Origin of the sequence: Hafnia paralvei ATCC 29927 (assembly GCF_001655005.1) — a bacterium.
In the GTDB taxonomy this organism is placed as follows: domain Bacteria; phylum Pseudomonadota; class Gammaproteobacteria; order Enterobacterales; family Enterobacteriaceae; genus Hafnia; species Hafnia paralvei.
This window is the reverse complement of record NZ_LXET01000054.1, coordinates 177,059-194,562: the sequence shown is the minus strand read 5'-3', so window position 1 is coordinate 194,562 and position 17,504 is coordinate 177,059. Positions and strand designations below refer to the sequence as shown.

Annotated in this window: 13 protein-coding genes and 3 tRNA genes; 8 read left to right on the top strand and 8 right to left on the bottom strand. The window is 49.8% G+C overall.

Annotated elements, in window-relative coordinates; genetic code table 11:
• Positions 1-57: 57 nt before the first annotated feature.
• Genes frdD through frdA form a run of 4 tightly spaced genes read right to left on the bottom strand, consistent with a single transcriptional unit; the run spans position 58 to position 3,371 of the window.
• Complete coding sequence (gene frdD / locus M988_RS18095) at positions 58-414, bottom strand: fumarate reductase subunit FrdD (protein ID WP_004093581.1); 357 nt, start codon at positions 412-414, stop codon at positions 58-60.
• A gap of 17 nt (positions 415-431) precedes the next feature.
• Positions 432-830 (bottom strand): fumarate reductase subunit FrdC, encoded by a 399-nt coding sequence (gene frdC / locus M988_RS18090; protein ID WP_008814836.1) that lies wholly within the window; start codon positions 828-830, stop codon positions 432-434.
• A gap of 14 nt (positions 831-844) precedes the next feature.
• Positions 845-1,579: a succinate dehydrogenase/fumarate reductase iron-sulfur subunit gene (locus tag M988_RS18085; protein ID WP_004093586.1), complete on the bottom strand. Its 735-nt coding sequence runs from the start codon at positions 1,577-1,579 to the stop codon at positions 845-847.
• Positions 1,572-3,371 carry a fumarate reductase (quinol) flavoprotein subunit gene (frdA, locus tag M988_RS18080; RefSeq protein ID WP_004093588.1) on the bottom strand — a complete coding sequence of 600 codons (1,800 nt, stop codon included), beginning with the start codon at positions 3,369-3,371 and terminating at the stop codon, positions 1,572-1,574. Before frdA ends, M988_RS18085 begins: the two co-directional genes overlap by 8 nt.
• A gap of 413 nt (positions 3,372-3,784) precedes the next feature.
• Between frdA and epmA the strand changes: the two genes are divergently transcribed.
• Entirely contained in the window at positions 3,785-4,762 is a 978-nt protein-coding gene (gene epmA, locus M988_RS18075; protein WP_061059264.1) for an elongation factor P--(R)-beta-lysine ligase, read from the top strand.
• Between the two features lie 331 nt (positions 4,763-5,093).
• Here epmA and mscM read toward each other — a convergent pair whose 3' ends face one another.
• The 3 genes from mscM to rsgA all read right to left on the bottom strand — a co-directional run bounded on the left by mscM (position 5,094) and on the right by rsgA (position 10,752).
• Positions 5,094-8,411 (bottom strand): miniconductance mechanosensitive channel MscM, encoded by a 3,318-nt coding sequence (gene mscM / locus M988_RS18070; RefSeq protein WP_039187840.1) that lies wholly within the window; start codon positions 8,409-8,411, stop codon positions 5,094-5,096.
• A 112-nt stretch (positions 8,412-8,523) separates the two neighbouring features.
• On the bottom strand, positions 8,524-9,468 hold the full coding sequence (gene asd / locus M988_RS18065; protein WP_248846524.1) for an archaetidylserine decarboxylase: 945 nt from the start codon (positions 9,466-9,468) through the stop codon (positions 8,524-8,526).
• A gap of 246 nt (positions 9,469-9,714) precedes the next feature.
• The gene (rsgA, locus tag M988_RS18060) at positions 9,715-10,752 is read right to left on the bottom strand and encodes a small ribosomal subunit biogenesis GTPase RsgA (protein ID WP_004093595.1); all 1,038 of its coding nucleotides are present in this window, start codon (positions 10,750-10,752) and stop codon (positions 9,715-9,717) included.
• 237 nt (positions 10,753-10,989) lie between these two features.
• Here rsgA and orn point away from each other — a divergent pair, with 237 nt between their 5' ends.
• The 4 genes from orn to M988_RS18040 all read left to right on the top strand — a co-directional run bounded on the left by orn (position 10,990) and on the right by M988_RS18040 (position 12,168).
• Positions 10,990-11,535, top strand: coding sequence for an oligoribonuclease (gene orn / locus M988_RS18055; protein ID WP_008814841.1), 546 nt, complete (start codon positions 10,990-10,992; stop codon positions 11,533-11,535).
• Between the two features lie 291 nt (positions 11,536-11,826).
• Positions 11,827-11,902 (top strand) — tRNA-Gly (locus M988_RS18050).
• Positions 11,903-11,957: 55 nt separating this feature from the next.
• A tRNA-Gly gene (locus M988_RS18045) sits at positions 11,958-12,033 on the top strand.
• 59 nt (positions 12,034-12,092) lie between these two features.
• Positions 12,093-12,168 (top strand) — tRNA-Gly (locus tag M988_RS18040).
• 309 nt (positions 12,169-12,477) lie between these two features.
• Here M988_RS18040 and queG read toward each other — a convergent pair.
• Complete coding sequence (queG, locus tag M988_RS18035; protein WP_061059262.1) at positions 12,478-13,623, bottom strand: tRNA epoxyqueuosine(34) reductase QueG; 1,146 nt, start codon at positions 13,621-13,623, stop codon at positions 12,478-12,480.
• Between queG and nnr the strand changes: the two genes are divergently transcribed.
• From nnr to amiB, 3 genes are all read left to right on the top strand, one after another.
• Positions 13,622-15,130: a bifunctional ADP-dependent NAD(P)H-hydrate dehydratase/NAD(P)H-hydrate epimerase gene (gene nnr / locus M988_RS18030; protein WP_039187845.1), complete on the top strand. Its 1,509-nt coding sequence runs from the start codon at positions 13,622-13,624 to the stop codon at positions 15,128-15,130. The two genes, queG and nnr, sit on opposite strands and share 2 nt — an antisense overlap.
• Positions 15,131-15,221: 91 nt before the next feature.
• Positions 15,222-15,692 carry a tRNA (adenosine(37)-N6)-threonylcarbamoyltransferase complex ATPase subunit type 1 TsaE gene (gene tsaE / locus M988_RS18025; protein ID WP_008814844.1) on the top strand — a complete coding sequence of 157 codons (471 nt, stop codon included), beginning with the start codon at positions 15,222-15,224 and terminating at the stop codon, positions 15,690-15,692.
• 3 nt (positions 15,693-15,695) lie between these two features.
• Positions 15,696-17,462, top strand: coding sequence for an N-acetylmuramoyl-L-alanine amidase AmiB (amiB, locus tag M988_RS18020; protein ID WP_064575194.1), 1,767 nt, complete (start codon positions 15,696-15,698; stop codon positions 17,460-17,462).
• The last annotated feature ends 42 nt before the right edge of the window (positions 17,463-17,504 follow it).

The window sequence follows — 17,504 nt, the reverse complement described above, 5'->3', positions numbered from 1 at the left end:
CTCACCAATAAAAAAGCCTCCTATAAGGAGGCTTTCATAGTACGTTGCAGTGGCAACTTACAGCGTGAATACGCCGATCAGCGCAACAACGCTCAAGATCGCAGCCAAACCGTAGAATACCCATTTACCTGCTGGTACATGGATTTTCAGGTCATGCATCATGTGATGCAAACGGTGCAAGCCACACCACAGTGGCAGAATGATCATCAACAGCCAGAAAATACGGCCGATGAATGTCTGACTGAAGCTCAGTGCGCGTTCGAAGGTCAGCGCGTCAGGGAACCAGCCTAGAGGCAGCATGATGCCAACAATCAGGATAACCACAGGCGCAACGATTGCACCCCACATACCGCCTGCACCAAATAGCCCCCAGAAAACCGGCTCGTCAGAACGTTTGTATACTTTATTATTCACAATGTTCTCCTTTACGGTTATAGCAGGGTAACGGCCAAAATGACCACGGTTACGATGATGGTCACTACCCACAGGGCTTTGATCACCGGACCTGGGCCCATTTTCGAGTCACCAACCACGATATTGGCCGCTTTGGGGGCAAGTTCAAACCAGGTTTTGGTATGAAGTGCTGCCAGTAGCAGAGAGATGATGTTCAGGATCAGCACCAGTGGATTCTGCAAGAAGGCCACAAAGCTTTCCCAACCAGCAGCGCCGTCTTTCATGGAGAAAATCCCATAAATCAGCACGATGCTGAACCATACGTTGCCGAGAGCTGAGCTCTCACGCAGCATATAGAACTTGTAGAAACCCAGCTTCTGCCACCAGTTTGCCTGCATACCGCGCACATAAGGTTTGCGTTTAGTTGAAGTCGTCATTGATTCATCCTCCCTTATTGCGGTTTCAGCATCGCGATCATGAAGTCTTTCGCACTTTCAACTTTACCCTGCTGGATAGCAGCGGCTGGGTCGACGTGTTTCGGACAAACTTCTGAGCAGTAACCGACGAATGTACATGTCCAAACACCGTTATCGGAGTTCAGTACAGGCATACGCTCTTTCTGCCCGTGATCACGGGTGTCCAGATTGTAACGGTGTGCCAGAGTGATAGCGGCTGGGCCGATGAACTCAGGATTCAGACCAAACTGTGGGCAGGCTGCATAGCACAGACCACAGTTAATGCAGCCGGAGAACTGATGGTATTTTTCCATCTGAGCTGGAGTCTGCAGGTTGGTGCCGTCTTCTGGTTTGCGGTTGTTGCCGATGATGTAAGGCTTAATCGCTTCTAAGCTTTCGATAAAGTGGGTCATATCGACCACTAAATCACGCTCGATCGGGAAGTTGCCCAATGCTTCAACGCGCATACCGGTTGGGTAGTCACGCAGGAAGGTTTTACAAGCCAGCTTAGGCACGCGGTCAACCATCATGCCGCAAGAGCCGCAGATTGCCATACGGCAAGACCAGCGGTAAGACAGGTCGGCAGCCAGATTATCTTTGATGTAGCCTAACGCATCCAGCAGGGAAGTCGTTTCGTCATACGGGACGTCATACGTCACGAAATGCGGTTCGGCATCCTGTTCTGGGTTATAGCGCATGACTTCCATTTTCAAGATTTTCATCTCAGCCATTCGCTTGCTCCTTATTCTTTGCATCCTGAGCGTCTGCTTCAGCACCGTAAACACGTTTTGCTGGTTGCAGCTTGGTAATTTTCACATCGCTGTATTCAATTCGTGGGGCAAGGCCGTCAGCGCTTTTGAAGGTCAGAGTGTGTTTCAGGAAGTTAACGTCATCACGTTCGGTGCAACCTTCATCCAGACGCTGGTGTGCGCCACGAGATTCTTTACGGTTGATTGCCGAGTGAGCCATACATTCAGCAACGTTCAGGCCGTGACCCAGTTCGATGGTGTACAGCAGATCGGTGTTAAAGACGCTTGAGTTATCAGTGATTTTGACGCGTTTGAAACGTTCTTTCAGTTCGGCCAATTTATCAACGGTTTTCTGCATCAGCTCAGTGGTACGGTAGATACCACAGCCTTCTTCCATTGACATGCCCATCTCGTCACGGATTTTCGCCCAGCTTTCAGTACCTTCCTGATTAGCCAGCGCGTGTAGACGTGCTTCAACGTCTTTAGCCTGTGCATCGAGCGCACTGCCGTTAGCCGGAGTGGCTTCCTGCGAACGCTGAACTGCGTGTTCGCCCGCAACGCGGCCAAATACCACCAGCTCTGCCAGAGAGTTAGAACCCAAACGGTTTGCACCGTGCAGACCAACAGAAGAACATTCACCTACGGCGAACAGACCCTGAATACGCGTTTCGCAGTTTTGGTTGGTTTCGATACCACCCATGGTGTAGTGAGCGGTAGGGCGCACTGGGATGGGCTCTTTAACTGGGTCAACGCCAACGTAAGCTTTCGACAGCTCACAGATGAACGGCAGACGCTCCAACAGTTTTTTCTCACCCAAATGACGCAGATCCAGATAAACAACGTCGCCGCGCGGAGTAGAAATTGTGCGGCCTGCACGCCATTCGTGCCAGAAGGCTTGCGAAACTTTGTCGCGTGGACCCAATTCCATGTATTTATTTTTTGGTTCGCCCAGTGGCGTCTCAGGACCCATTCCGTAGTCCTGCAGATAGCGGTAGCCATCTTTGTTGACCAGAATACCACCTTCACCACGGCAGCCTTCGGTCATCAGGATACCTGAACCTGGCAAGCCAGTTGGGTGGTACTGAACAAATTCCATATCACGTAAAGGAACACCGTGATCCAACGCCATGCCCATACCATCACCGGTCACGATGCCGCCGTTCGTGTTATAGCGATAGACACGGCCAGCGCCGCCAGTTGCCATAACGACCGCGTTGGCGCGGATCTGAACTAATGTACCTTCCATCATATTCATCGCGACTAGGCCGCGCGCTTTGCCTTCGTCGACCAGAATGTCGAGAACGAAGTGCTCATCAAAGCGTTGAATCTGTGGATATTTTAAAGAGGTTTGGAAAAGAGTGTGCAGCATATGGAAGCCGGTTTTATCCGCGGCGAACCAAGTACGCTCAATCTTCATGCCGCCGAAACGACGCACGTTGACGGAGCCATCTGGTTTACGGCTCCAAGGGCAACCCCATTGCTCAAGTTGAGCCATTTCGCGAGGGCAATTATGGACGAAATGATCGACCACATCCTGTTCGCAAAGCCAGTCACCACCGGCAACGGTATCGTTGAAGTGGTAATCAAAAGAGTCGTGAGCCTGAGTAACGGCTGCTGATCCACCTTCTGCGGCCACGGTGTGACTACGCATTGGGTATACTTTAGAGATAAGCGCGATCTTCAGTTGAGGGTTGGCTTCCGCTGCTGCAATTGCTGCACGTAAACCAGCACCCCCTGCCCCGACGATGGCAAGGTCTGCGTTAAAGGTTTGCACTGCATTCCTCCGGGTGATCAATTGTCAATATCAATTAAAATGAATAACCATTCCAAATGTCGTACTACAGAGAGGTTTAGCAGAGTTTCTGACATTTGTTCTCTTTAATACGCACAGGGAATGGCTAAGATTTATAAATTCGAGTGATGAAAGTATACCTAATACGAAGTAGTGGAAACTTGATGTGATCGATTGTTTTGCTGTTTTTCCCTACTGACTGTAGTACAAAAACGTGATCTCAACGCTATTTTTCCCTGAGTCAGTGGTTTTTATGTATTTTATGTTCTTTTTATCCAATAAAGAGCAGTTAATAGTTTGGCATTGAAGTTATTAGCTCACTAACCGAGCGCTATTTGTTTGCCTGCGGCGATACGAGTAGACTGCACATCCTGTTTTATAGCGGAGTAATTATCATGAGCGAAACGGCAAGCTGGCAGCCTAGTGCTCCAATCGCCAATTTGTTGAAGCGCGCGACAATAATGTCCACCATCCGTCGATTCTTTTCAGACCGCGGTGTTTTGGAAGTTGATACGCCAGCGATGAGTCAAGCAACGGTAACGGATATTCATCTTGTTCCATTCCAAACTCATTTTGTGGGGCCTGGGGCGGCACAGGGTATGACGCTGTACATGATGACGAGCCCGGAATATCACATGAAGCGCCTGCTGGCTGCCGGTAGTGGCCCTATCTATCAGTTGGGAAAAAGCTTCCGCAATGAGGAGTCTGGCCGTCACCACAATCCAGAGTTCAGCATGTTGGAGTGGTATCGCCCACACTACGATATGTATCGTTTGATGAATGAAGTGGACGATCTTCTACAACAGGTATTGGAATGTGATAGCGCAGAAACGCTTTCCTACCAACAGGCGTTTATTCGTCATCTGGATGTCGATCCGCTGTCTGCCGACAAAATCCAACTGCGTGAAGTGGCAGCAAAGCTCGATCTGAGTAACGTAGCCGATCAGGAAGAAGATCGTGATACGCTGCTGCAACTGCTATTCACCTTCGGCGTGGAACCGAATATTGGCCGTGATAAGCCAACGTTTGTTTATCATTTTCCAGCGTCTCAGGCCTCTTTAGCGCAAATCAGTACTGAAGATCATCGTGTCGCCGAGCGCTTTGAGGTGTATTTCAAGGGCATTGAGCTGGCCAATGGTTTCCATGAGCTCACCGATGCTCGCGAACAGCGTATGCGTTTCGAGCAAGACAATCGTAAACGTGCCGCACTGGGCTTGCCACAGCATCCTTTGGATGAAAACCTGCTGGCTGCGTTGGAGCATGGATTGCCGGATTGTTCTGGTGTCGCGTTAGGCGTAGATCGTTTGATTATGCTGGCGCTGAAGGCCGAGCGATTGAGTGAGGTGATAGCGTTTCCGGTGGATAGGGCGTAGGTCATTTTTGGCTGAGCGCCGCCGCCTTGTATCTAGAATCTTTTATGTGAGAGCAGTGAAAGATTTCGTCCGCCCGTGATTATATGCGTTTCCATGAAACCGCTGGCGCAGGCGTCCGAGAAGAGGTTGCCAGCGCGCAACCTCTTCACTTTCGCGCTTTTTACCGAGTCGTTTGGCCGACCGGTCTCGGAGCGCACGTCCTATGCGACCTCAACCTGCCATCAGTATCCCTGCTGGCGGAGTTTGGGGCGCCCTAGATAGGCGAACGAAACCTTACACCTTCATGATATATACGACAGACGGAATTTCTGGATAATCGAGCCATAAAAAACTATAACCCTCCAGTCGTAAACGTTCTTCTCATACTGTTACGTGACTGCCGTAACGTATCGGTACTGACTTGGAACGGTGGGAATGGCAGTTTGAGATCGTGCTGCTGGAAGCCAGCCAAGATCAACTGATGGATCTCGTGGCGCAGTGGCATACGGTGTGCCATTTCAGCGGCGTAAATACGCAGCTCGAAAATTTGGATCCCTTGCTGTATATCCACAAGATAAGCTTCTGGCGCAGGCGTATCGAGTACCAACGAGCATTTTGATGCCGCCTCAAGTAAAACATCAGTCACTTCTTGGCTATTGGCGCTCGCTTCGGCAGGAACGGTGAGCACCACGCGGGTTACTGCATCGCTTAACGACCAGTTAATGAACTGCTCGGTGATAAACGCCTTGTTCGGTACGATGATCTCTTTACGGTCCCAATCCGAAATCGTTGTCGCACGCGTATTGATCTTGGTCACTGAGCCGGTGAGATCGCGGATGGTCACCGTATCGCCAATACGGATCGGCTTTTCAAACAGAATGATCAAGCCAGAGGCAAAGTTAGCAACGATTTCCTGCAAGCCAAAGCCCAAACCTAGGGTCAGCGCGGCGACGAGCCATTGTAATTTGGCCCACTCAATTCCCAGCATAGAGAAACCAATCAGACCACCAAACAGCAACAGCAGATATTTGGTGATAGTGGTAATGGCGTATCCGGTACCTGGAGTTAAATCGAGGTGTTGCAGTAGGCCGAGTTCCAACAGCGCGGGCAGATTTTTAACCAATTGTACGGTAACAATCATTACCAGTATGGCAATAAGCACAGCGCCTAAGGTGATCGGCTGGATGCTTTCCACCCCTTTTGCCGAAGACGTTACATCCCATAGGCTAATGTTTTCTAGAAATGCAAAAGCAGAATGCAATTCAGACCACAGCCAGATGAGTGACACTAACGCCACCATGGTCAGAATTGAACGCACTAAGCGCAGAGACTGTGCGCTGATGGCATCAAGATCGACGACGGGCTCTTCAATATCCTGACTGCCTTCCACGCTGTGCGGCGTGGACTCCTCTTCGCCTTTAGTTCGTTTTTCAAGACGCTCTGCACGGCGCTGTTTGGCGCGTTCGAAAGCGATGCGGCGACGCTGAATCAGCATCCAACGGCGAATGATGTAGTACACCACGAGCAAAATAAACCATATCGCAACCGAGCTCTCTAAGCGGGCTAATAAAATCTGTGCGGTGTTGAAATAGCCAAACAGTGAAGCAAAAGCGGCGACTAACGGAGCACAGAGTAAAATCCACCACAGCGCGTGGTTGATCAGATTCTCACCGTCGCCCTGCTTATTTAGGTAGAGCGGAATACCTGCTCGTTTCAGGCTGGTGGTAAGCAGGCTGAGAGCCACGCAGAGCATGATAAAACAGGCTCGCCCTAGCGATCCGGCAAAGGCTCGATCGTCCATATTGTCGAAAGTGACCAAGGCCATCAGTAGCGGCACGATCAACCAGATAGACATTCGGTAGTAACGCATTGCGCGCTTAACCTGCTGTTCTTCCCAACGGAAGTGGGCAATGAACAATCCGTTTGGATGGGCGAATGCAGCGCTGATCATAAATGCCCACAGCACGGGGAGCGCGGCGGTTACGCCATCACCGATTGCCACAGCCATCGGATAAGGCCATGCATTTTGCAGTCCATAACCTAAGGCTGCCCAGAGAACAGGGAGCGGTAATGCGACCAGTATCGACCAGAAAACGGTGCGCAGAGTGAGCGAAATGTGATCTTGGGTGACTTTGCCAACCTTGCTGCTCGCGCGTTCCATGAATGCCTGATAGTGGCGGCGAGAATAGAAGCTAAAACCCACCAGCAGCAGGGCACCAAACAGCGGTAACAGGGTTTCCTTAGAGGTCAGCATCATCAAAAACGCTTTGCTGAGCTGCGATAGGGTATCAAGCGACAATAGCCGATTCAGGCTCTGGATCACGTCTAACGGCGCGGCAACGCTAAGAGGATCGACGTCAGCCGCCCAGAAGAGATAGCGATGGGTTGCATCTTTGATTTCTGTGAGCGCATCGATAAGCTGTGTATTGGCAACTTTAAGCTTGGTCAGCTCTAAGATTTGTGAATCGCATCCAGAGAGAAGCGAGTTGAGCAATTCGCGCTGGGTGGTGAGCTGTGGCTGTAGCAGGCGTTGCTGCGCAGCGGTTAAAGGCTTACCGTCATTTTGCTTATAGTCGGCAACGGGTTCGATTTTGTTGAGTAGGTTTTCAAAGTGCAGCCGCTGTACACGCAGTTTTGCCATGTCACCGTCAAGTTGCTGAGGTTTAGGCATATCTGGCAGACGAGCGACCTGCGCACGTAGCGTTTCACCCAATGCGGTTGAAACTCCTAGCCACTGAGCCTGTTCACGGATGGTGCTGAGCGCCTGACGAACCTGAATCGTTTGTGTTGCAGCGATACGTTGCTGGCTGGCAATGTCATCCATGCGAGCCGCTTGTTGATTCAAAGCGCGCGATAGTTCTTGGTTTATTTTTAGTTGTTCAGCGATAGATCGCGGGAGATCACCGCTTTGTTCTACCAGTTGCTGAGTGCGTTCCAGTGCCTGTTCTGCTTCACGTTGACGCTGAGAGTTGAGGGTGTTGCGTAAATCTTGCAGCTGAAGATCGAGCCGCTCGTGGCGCTTGCGTAATACATCGGCTTGCAGACGTGCGAGCTCTTGACGATTGTTCGCTGAAAGCTGCTCAAGTTCTAATTCATCTACCAGCGCCTTACGTGCGGCTACTTCGGCCTGTAGTTGATTAGATTGAGCCTGCGATAGCGGGGTGCTGGTGGTGGTCAGATTTTGTAACCGACGTTCTGCTTCGGTTAAGTCTTTACGGGCCGTTGCCTGCTTTTGTGGAACCTGACCGAGTGAGTCACTGATTTCACGTGATCGATCCAACTCTTGCTGTAACTGTCGAGAAACTTCCAGCAGTTGGCTGCTAATTTGCAGAATTTGCTGCTCCGCTTCATTGGCCGGTATGGCGGATGCTGGCAGTGGCGGCGTACTTTCATCGCTAAGCTGTTGGCGCAGTTCACGCGTCAGCTTAGGGAAGTCGCTGATGGACTTTTGGTATTGTTGGGTGCGCTGCGCTGATTCTTTACTTTCGTTGAGCCAATTGAGGGCGCTCTGTAGCGTCTCAACAATTTCAGCCTGATTTGGGGCGTTTTTGTTGTTCTCGGCCTGTTTTAATTCTTGGGCGAGCTGTTTTTCATTCAGCGCTGCGTTCGCGCCGAGCGGAAGGGATAACATCAGTAACCCGGTTATCAACAATTTGGTAATCAGGCGCATAGCTCTTCCTTCCTTTTGGCGAACGTTTCTCTGATTAACCCTTTTGAAAAAAGAGTTAAAGACGGGAAAGATGGCAAGTACTGATAATTCAGTAGCTTGCCACTAAAGCGTTTTACTCGGCGGCAGGTGTTTCCGGCCGCACTTTGGGTTCTACTTCCGACTCTTCCTGCATGATCACTGATTCAGTTGGCACCGCAGTTACGCTATGCGCAAACTCAGCGCCCATCAGGGTATTAGAACCGCTGGTAAGCGTTGGCGTGAACTGGACACGGTTAGCTGCAAACAGGTTGATCACCGTGGACCCCAGTTTAAAGCGACCCATTTCTTCACCTTTTTTCAGGGCTACAGCACCTTCGCCAGCGGTTGGGTAAGTCCAACGCTGAATGATACCTTCGCGGGTCACGTTAACGGTTCCAGACCATACGGTTTCGATACTGCCGACGATCGTTGCACCGACCAAAATCTGTGCCATAGGGCCAAAATCGGTATCGAAAATACAGATCAGGCGCTCGTTACGAGCAAACAGATTAGGAACGTTAGCCGCCGTAAGCGGATTAACGGAAAAGAGATCGCCGGGCACGTAAATCATTTCACGCAGTACACCATCGCATGGCATATGAACGCGGTGATAATCACGTGGCGACAGATAGGTGGTCGCAAACTGGCCATCTTTGAACTCTTCGGCTAGCAGGTAGTTACCTGCTAAAAGTGCCTCAAGGGAGTAGTCATGGCCTTTCGCCTGCAAAATTTTACCTTGTTCAATTTTGCCTAACTGACTAATTGCGCCATCGGCTGGCAATACTAAGCCGTCAGCGTGATCGGCAACTGGGCGCACACCATTACGCAGCGGGCGAACAAAGAATTCGTTAAATGTTTTGTAGTGCTCAGGGTTTGGATAGAGCGCTTCTTTCATATTTACTTTGTAATATCCGACAAAGGCTTTGATGACCGCCTGAGTTAGCCAGCCGGCCTGTTTGTTCGCCCCCCAACCAGCGAGACGAGTTAAGCCCTGCTTAGGCAGTAAATATTGAAGTTTAATTTTAATGCTATCGAGCACGTTAGCCTCTTCCAATAGGTCAGTGTTCGGGCGGCTCATGAAAAAAGTATGCGCCGTCGAAATACATTCTCAAAAATTGGTTTGCTTTTTAACATTTCGCATATGGTTTTTCCACCTTATAAAAAACGGTGGATAACCTACTACTAAAGCAAAACCGTGACGTTTTTGTGGTGACTCAAGTCACATAGAAACCGCGCCAGATGGGCGCGGTTGGCTATCGATAAATTAAAAATTCATCAATACACGCTAGTCTTCGTTAAAGAAATTTTTACGCGTTTTTACCTGAGACATACTTTCCAGAATGCGGTGATAATTATCAAAGCGTTCTTCAGCAATCTCCCCCTTCTCGGCCGCTTCACGTAGTGCACAGCCCGGATCGTTGTCGTGTTTGCAATCGCGGAATTTACAGCCGCCCAGATATTTGCGGAACTCGATGAAACCCAACGTAACCTGTTCTGGATCGAGATGCCATAGTCCAAATTCTCGAATTCCAGGCGAGTCAATAATATCGCCGCCCTGTGGGAAGTGATACAGGCGTGCAGCCGTTGTCGTGTGCTGGCCTAAACCCGAGTTATCTGACACCGCGCCAACGAGAATTGGATTGAGCTCAGGTAGAAGGGCGTTTAGCAAGCTGGATTTACCCACGCCGGATTGGCCAGCAAAAATACTGATTCGGTCGGTAAGCGCATCCTGTAATTCGACGATGCCTTCCTGAGTTTGGCTTGAAACCATCAGCACGCGATAGCCAATATGGCGATAGATATCCATCGCCTCTTCGACAAACTCTCGTCCTTCTTCATCAAGCAGGTCGATTTTATTGAGCACGATTAAGGGCTCAATTTCTAGGGTTTCGCAGGCCACCAGATAGCGGTCAATGATGTTCAGAGACAGCTCGGGCAAAATAGCCGAAACAATCACGATTTGGTCAATGTTGGCCGCGATAGGCTTTAAGCCGTCATAAAAATCAGGGCGAGTTAGCATCGACGTGCGTTCATGCACGGCTTCAACAATGCCTTTTACGCCAGGTTGAGCACCAGAACGCCACACAACGCGGTCGCCAGTGACCAGTGAACGGATAGTTCGACGGATGTTGCAGCGATGCTGAGTGCCATCGGTGGCTTCAACGTCGGCATGTTTGCCGAATCGGCTGACAACGATCCCTTCTTGTGGCTCGCCAAACAGGGAGTCATCCAGTTCTGGTTTATTATCAGTTTTGGTCAGGCGACGCTGATGGTTTGCCTGAACCCGTCGTTGTTGGCCTTTCGATAGTTTGTTTTTACTCACTGCGCCTCACTCATTTGTTTGAACGAACTCGACGTTAGTCTGAAGCTACGCCGCTTTGGGTAAGCATTCAAACCTATACCCGTCATACTTCAAGTTGCACGTGCGTTACCGCTTTCCTGCCACTCGAATCATTTAGGGTGTACATCAAAAACGAATCTGCAATTGACGACCATCGCTCGTTGTCGCCAAAAAGACTATGATACACGCTATTGATGAATAAGAAGAGCCGAGGCCGAAATGAGTGGAAGTGAAACGAATTTAATCTGGATCGATTTGGAAATGACAGGGCTAAACCCTGAAGTCGATCGCATCATTGAAATCGCAACGCTAGTGACCGATGCCAATTTGAATATTCTGGCCGAGGGGCCGGTCATTGCGGTACATCAATCGGATGAACAGCTTGCGTTGATGGATGAATGGAACGTTCGTACTCACACTGGCAGTGGTCTGGTGGAACGCGTCAAAGCCAGTACTTTTGATGAAGCGACTGCTGCGCAAAAAACCATTGAGTTCCTGCAGCAGTGGGTTCCTGCGGGTGTCTCTCCCATTTGTGGTAACAGTGTTGGCCAAGATCGTCGTTTTCTATTCCGCTATATGCCTGAGTTAGAACAGTACTTTCACTATCGTTATCTCGACGTCAGCACCTTGAAAGAGCTGGCGCGCCGCTGGAAACCGGAAATCCTCGCTGGCTTCAAAAAGCAGGGAACTCATCAGGCGCTGGATGACATTCGCGAATCTGTTGCTGAACTTGCTTATTATCGTGAACATTTTATACAGCTTTAAACCATGAAATATCGGGGGAGATAGCGAAGTCTAATGGCTTGCTTTCACCTCGGTATTTTCACCAGCATTTAAGGAATTGTTGTTTTTTATCCTGATGTTGGCGATAATTCGCCCTCATTGCCGCTTTTATCGGCAAACGAACGAAAATTAAAAATTTTTCTGGTTAGGGGCTTGCAGGGGAAAGAATTTCTCGTATAATGCGCTCCCCGTACCGATACGGATTTACGAGTTCTTCGAATATCGTTTTATCCAGCGTGAAAACGAAAAGTTTGGTACGAAAAGCACGACAATGCGGGAATAGCTCAGTTGGTAGAGCACGACCTTGCCAAGGTCGGGGTCGCGAGTTCGAGTCTCGTTTCCCGCTCCAAATTTAGAAGGTCGCTCTTGCGGCTGAATGAAAAAAGCAGTACCGATACCAAGTTGCGGGAATAGCTCAGTTGGTAGAGCACGACCTTGCCAAGGTCGGGGTCGCGAGTTCGAGTCTCGTTTCCCGCTCCAATTTCAAACGCCGTTATTACTGACCCAGTAGTAAGGTGTCGATGTTAAAAGCATCATATGCGGGAATAGCTCAGTTGGTAGAGCACGACCTTGCCAAGGTCGGGGTCGCGAGTTCGAGTCTCGTTTCCCGCTCCAATTTTCTTCTAAAAAAATTCTCAATTCAGAAACGCCTTTCTTAGGGCATTTTCTTATTTGTCACAGACTGAATAAATTTCATGAACAGAGTTATCCACAGGTCAACCTGTGAATCTTTGTCGTACCTTCCTAGAACCAGAACAAGACCATTAAACCAACTGATTGATTTTAAATAATTAATTTAAAGTTAAAAATGCAGTATGGATCACTTGCACTTTGTCTTGCCGTTGAATATCCAAATAATTTTATTTTTATACACAGGGAAGGGTGACAAAATTTAACGCTGAGAATTTCACGTTTATCAGTGGGTCATGCGTCTCTTGGTAGACCTTTTTCTACTGCCCTTATCAGACGCTTCTGCTGGCTAGTCTGGATTTCAATGGCGTTTTCCCCACGTTTTTCCAACTGCTGTTTCACAGCCCATACGATATGTTCATCTAAAACGTCAGACATCCCTAAACGAGATTCAAGTAGTGGGATGATTTGCGCTTCGTAAGGGGCATTGCCTAATGCCACACTGATGTTACGTAACCAGCGTAAATGTCCAATACGACGAATGGCCGAGCCCTCGGTAATTTTCAGAAAGGTAGGCTCGTCCCACTGGAATAGCTCGATGAGCTTCGGGGTATGTAATTTTTGTCGTGGGCTGAAATCGTCTTCATTGGTTAGCTGAGAGAAACGGTTCCAAGGGCAGATCATTTGGCAGTCATCGCACCCATAGATCCTGTTGCCCATGAGCGGGCGAAATTCTTCCGGTATGGCGCTTTCCAATTCAATGGTGAGATAAGATATGCAGCGGCGCGCATCTACCACGTAAGGTTCGACGATAGCTCCCGTCGGGCATGTCGTCATGCAGGCAACGCAACGGCCACACTGTTCTTCCAGAGGCTTATCGACTGGTAGAGGAAGATCGATTAGCAACTCGCCCAAAAAGAACCATGAACCGGCTTCCTGATTTAAAATTAGTGAGTGCTTGCCAACCCAACCGATTCCCGCCTTTGCGGCCAATGGGCGTTCTAATATCGGTGCTGAGTCGACAAATGGGCGAAAGTTTATGTCTATGCCTTCACAATATTCTTGGATCATCTCCCCCAGTCGCTTAAGGCGATTCCGCAGCAATTTGTGGTAATCACGCCCCAGCGCATAACGACTAATGTAGCCTAACTGCGGGTTTTTTAAGGTTTTAGCAAAGAAAGCATGAGCGGGTAAGTAGTTCATGCGCACGCTTATCACGCGCAGTGTTCCGGGCTGTAGCTCATGAGGGCGCGCGCGCATCATGCCATGACGCTCCATCCAAGCCATTTCTCCGTGGTACTGCTTATCGAGCCATGCTTTTAGGCGTGGTTCCTCAACAGACAAGTCTGTGTCGCAAATCCCAACCTGCTGGAATCCTAGCGATTGCCCCCATTGCTTGATATGTTGGGCTAACTGATTGAGATCGAGGGGGTGTGTCATGACGGGCCATTATCGGAAACAGTTCAGTTCCAGTTTATCATACTCCGCTTATCCTGCGGATAGCGTCCGTCGCCTTGAGCAGCGTGCGGTATCTGAGCTGGGGCTTTCTTTGTATCAGCTAATGGAACGTGCTGGTTACGCCGCTTTTCAGCGAGCACGACAATATTTTCCGACAACGCGGCGCTGGTTGGTGTTATGTGGTCATGGTAATAACGGGGGCGACGGTTATGTCGTTGCGCGCTTAGCCCGACAGTCTGGCATTCAGGTTACGCTTATCGCGGTTGAACATTCGAAAGCATTGCCGTATGAAGCACAGCAGGCTCAGGATGCATGGGTGGGTGCTGGAGGGCAGATCTTCGGTTCTACGTCTGATTTTCCTGAAGATGCTGACCTTATTATCGATGGCTTATTAGGTATTGGATTAAATGCGGCGCCGCGGGAGCCTTATGCCTCTCTAATTTTGTCCGCCAATGCGCACCCAGCGCCAATTCTGGCGCTAGATATTCCCTCTGGCTTAAATGCGGATACAGGACAGGCTGCTGGTGCGGTAATCCATGCGCAACACACGCAGACCTTTATTGTCTGTAAGCCAGGGTTGCTCACGGGGCAAGCCCGTGATTATGTTGGTAAACTGCATTGCGATGCGCTGGGATTGTCAGATTGGCTCGAAAAACAGAATGCGCCGATTGCGCGGCTGGATGCTAGCTTGCTGAATACGTGGCTACATCCACGACGTCCTTGTTCGCACAAAGGCGATAATGGTCGACTCGTTTTGATCGGCGGCGATCGCGGTATGGCGGGGGCTATACGTATGGCTGGAGAAGCCGCGTTGCGTAGCGGTGCTGGATTGGTGCGAGTACTTACTCACATTGAGCATGTATCACCTTTATTAACTGCGCGTCCTGAAATGATGGTGCAGGAGCTCACTGACGAGTCTGTTAACGCCGCATTGGATTGGGCTGATGTGATCGTCATTGGTCCTGGTTTGGGACAGTCGGAGTGGGCTCTTGATGCAGTCAAGGCGCTGCAGCGTTTTGATAAACCGATGCTGTGGGATGCTGATGCACTTAATCTTTTAGCGAAATCTCCGAATGTAAACCCTCTGCGAGTACTAACTCCGCATCCCGGAGAAGCTGCTCGCCTGCTGAATTGTAGCGTGGCCGATATTGAGCTAGACAGAGTGAAGGCAGCCACCCGTATTCAGCAAAAATTGGGTGGTGTTGTCGTTCTAAAAGGTGCTGGAACGCTGATGGTCAGCGAGAATAAGGTCTCCATTGCCGATGTTGGCAACCCAGGAATGGGAACCGGTGGGATGGGCGACGTTTTGTCTGGTATTATCGGAGGTTTGCTGGCACAAAAGCTTCCGCTGTATGATGCAGCCTGCGCAGGTTGTGTGGTGCATGGTGCTGCTGCCGATGAAATTGCGAAAGCATTTGGCGAGCGAGGTCTACTGGCGACGGATCTGTTTGTTGCTATCAGACGATATGTGAATCCTGATTGGGCTTGAAAGGCCAAATTCCAGCCAGCCTCGAATTGTTATTGACGTACACTGATCCTAAAGAAAAACCTTAATAAAGAACCAGTAAGAAATAACTATTATGAAAAACATCGTACTTTCTCTGCCGGATGAAACGGCAACCATCGCATTGGGTACTTCACTGGCTGCAGCTTGTGATAGTGCGACCGTTATTTACTTATATGGTGATCTAGGTGCAGGTAAAACCACCTTTAGCCGAGGTTTTTTGCAGGCGTTAGGCCACAAGGGCAACGTTAAGAGCCCAACGTACACGTTGGTCGAGCCTTATGCACTCACGCCAATGAACGTTTACCATTTTGATCTTTATCGCTTGGCCGATCCGGAAGAACTCGAATTTATGGGGATCCGCGACTATTTTGATGAGAACGCGATTTGCTTAGTGGAATGGCCACAGCAGGGCGAAGGTTTTTTACCCAAACCCGATCTTAGCCTGCATATTTCCTATCAGGGTGAAGGCCGCGAAGCCGCGATTGACGCACACACGCCGCATGGTGAGTTGATTTTGACACGATTGAACGGGCAACAAGGGTAGTCGATGATGCGCATGTGGAAGCGAATCTGTACGGTAACGTGGTTAGGAATGGTGGGACTGCTGCTTTCTGGTGTGGTTAATTCGGCGCAGCTTACAAATATTCAGGTTTCGAATGGAAAAAATGAAGCGCGCGTAACGCTGAGTTTCAACGGACAACCCACTTACACTTATTCTTCTCAGCCTAGCTCAAATAGGGTGTTGGTGAATATCACTGAAACCAAGAAAATCACCAGTGGGTTGCCCATGACTTTCAGCGGTGAGAATATGCTGAGCCGCATTCGTGCGGGTAATGTCTCCGGCGATAACACCGTTCAGTTAATTTTTGATGTGACACGCAAAACGAAAGTGAGCGCGTCTAATCAGGGGCAAATCGTTGTCTTTACGCTGCAATATGATGCACCGGTGGCTACACCTAAACCGGTCTTTACTCAGCCGCGTAGCTCCACTTCTCATAGCGCTGCGCGTAGTGCTCCTGCGACAACGTCCAGTACAAAAGGCGCTAACCCGTTTAATCCAACTAAACCGACCGTAGTGACTACGACAGAAACACCGGCGGTGCCGGTTTCACGCCGTAATACACGCTATGATGGTTCCAAAATTGTGGTTGCCATCGATGCTGGCCATGGTGGACAAGATCCGGGAGCCATTGGCGGTAACGGGCTGCGTGAAAAGAATGTCACGTTGGCGATTGCCAAGCGCTTGCAAAACTTAATGGATGCCGACCCGATATTTCAACCGGTTCTAACCCGTACCGGAGACTATTTTATCTCGGTGATGGGACGTTCTGACGTCGCGCGTAAGCAGCAGGCTAACCTGCTAATTTCTATCCATGCGGATGCAGCCCCAAACCGAAGTGCGACCGGATCGTCGGTTTGGGTATTGTCGAACCGTCGTGCAAATAGCGAAATGGCGGGCTGGCTAGAGCAGCATGAAAAACAGTCTGAATTGCTTGGTGGTGCGGGGGATGTGTTAGCTAATAGCGGAGATGATAAATATTTGAGTCAGGCGGTTCTTGATTTGCAGTTTGGTCACTCACAGCGAGTGGGCTATGACGTGGCGGTACAGGTTATTCGCCAAATGCAGTCAATTGGTAACCTACATAAACGCCGTCCTGAGCATGCCAGCTTAGGAGTTTTGCGCTCCCCGGATATTCCTTCACTTTTGGTTGAAACTGGGTTTATCAGTAATGCCGGTGAAGAACGCTTGTTAGGCAGCGCCGCCTATCAGGAGAAAATCGCGCAGGCTATCTATAAGGGGGTGCGAAACTATTTCGTAACGCATCCATTGCAAAACGGCCCAAAGGTCGAAAACCGGCCGCAGAGATTAGTGTCGGCCGGTAGCTCCAACCCAGTAACAGAGCCTCAGCGTGTTGTCAGTAATAACCGTACGTCGAATAGCAGTGCCACCGCTGGAGCAACGCAAATTCACGTGGTGAAACGCGGTGAGACGTTGCTAGGTATTGCAAACCGCTATGACACCACAATGACCAAGTTGATGCAGCAGAATAGCCTGAAGAAAGAGGGCGTTTGGGTTGGTCAGAAGTTAAAAGTACCAGCAGGTAGCAACATTGCCGCTACGGCGACGTCAACGGCAAAAAGCAAGACCGCGAGCAGCAAGCCAAAACGTGTTACACATACGGTCAAGCGCGGCGATACCTTAACCAAGATAGCCGCGAGTTATGGGGTTAGTATGAGTAAAATACAGCAGGCGAATAAAATGAAATCCGGCGAAGTTCAGATTGGGCAAACGTTGGTGATCCCGCAGGCTTAAACTCGACTTGATCCCGTACTTTGTTATTTAGGTTCTGTAAAC

What these genes read in the sequence shown, in the direction of transcription:
- amiB (WP_064575194.1), top strand. Translation starts at nt 15,696, where the DNA reads ATGATGCGCATGTGGAAGCGAATCTGTACGGTAACGTGGTTAGGAATG.
- queG (WP_061059262.1), bottom strand. Translation starts at nt 13,623, where the DNA reads ATGACACACCCCCTCGATCTCAATCAGTTAGCCCAACATATCAAGCAA.
- frdC (WP_008814836.1), bottom strand. Translation starts at nt 830, where the DNA reads ATGACGACTTCAACTAAACGCAAACCTTATGTGCGCGGTATGCAGGCA.
- M988_RS18085 (WP_004093586.1), bottom strand. Translation starts at nt 1,579, where the DNA reads ATGGCTGAGATGAAAATCTTGAAAATGGAAGTCATGCGCTATAACCCA.
- tsaE (WP_008814844.1), top strand. Translation starts at nt 15,222, where the DNA reads ATGAAAAACATCGTACTTTCTCTGCCGGATGAAACGGCAACCATCGCA.
- epmA (WP_061059264.1), top strand. Translation starts at nt 3,785, where the DNA reads ATGAGCGAAACGGCAAGCTGGCAGCCTAGTGCTCCAATCGCCAATTTG.
- mscM (WP_039187840.1), bottom strand. Translation starts at nt 8,411, where the DNA reads ATGCGCCTGATTACCAAATTGTTGATAACCGGGTTACTGATGTTATCC.
- nnr (WP_039187845.1), top strand. Translation starts at nt 13,622, where the DNA reads ATGACGGGCCATTATCGGAAACAGTTCAGTTCCAGTTTATCATACTCC.
- orn (WP_008814841.1), top strand. Translation starts at nt 10,990, where the DNA reads ATGAGTGGAAGTGAAACGAATTTAATCTGGATCGATTTGGAAATGACA.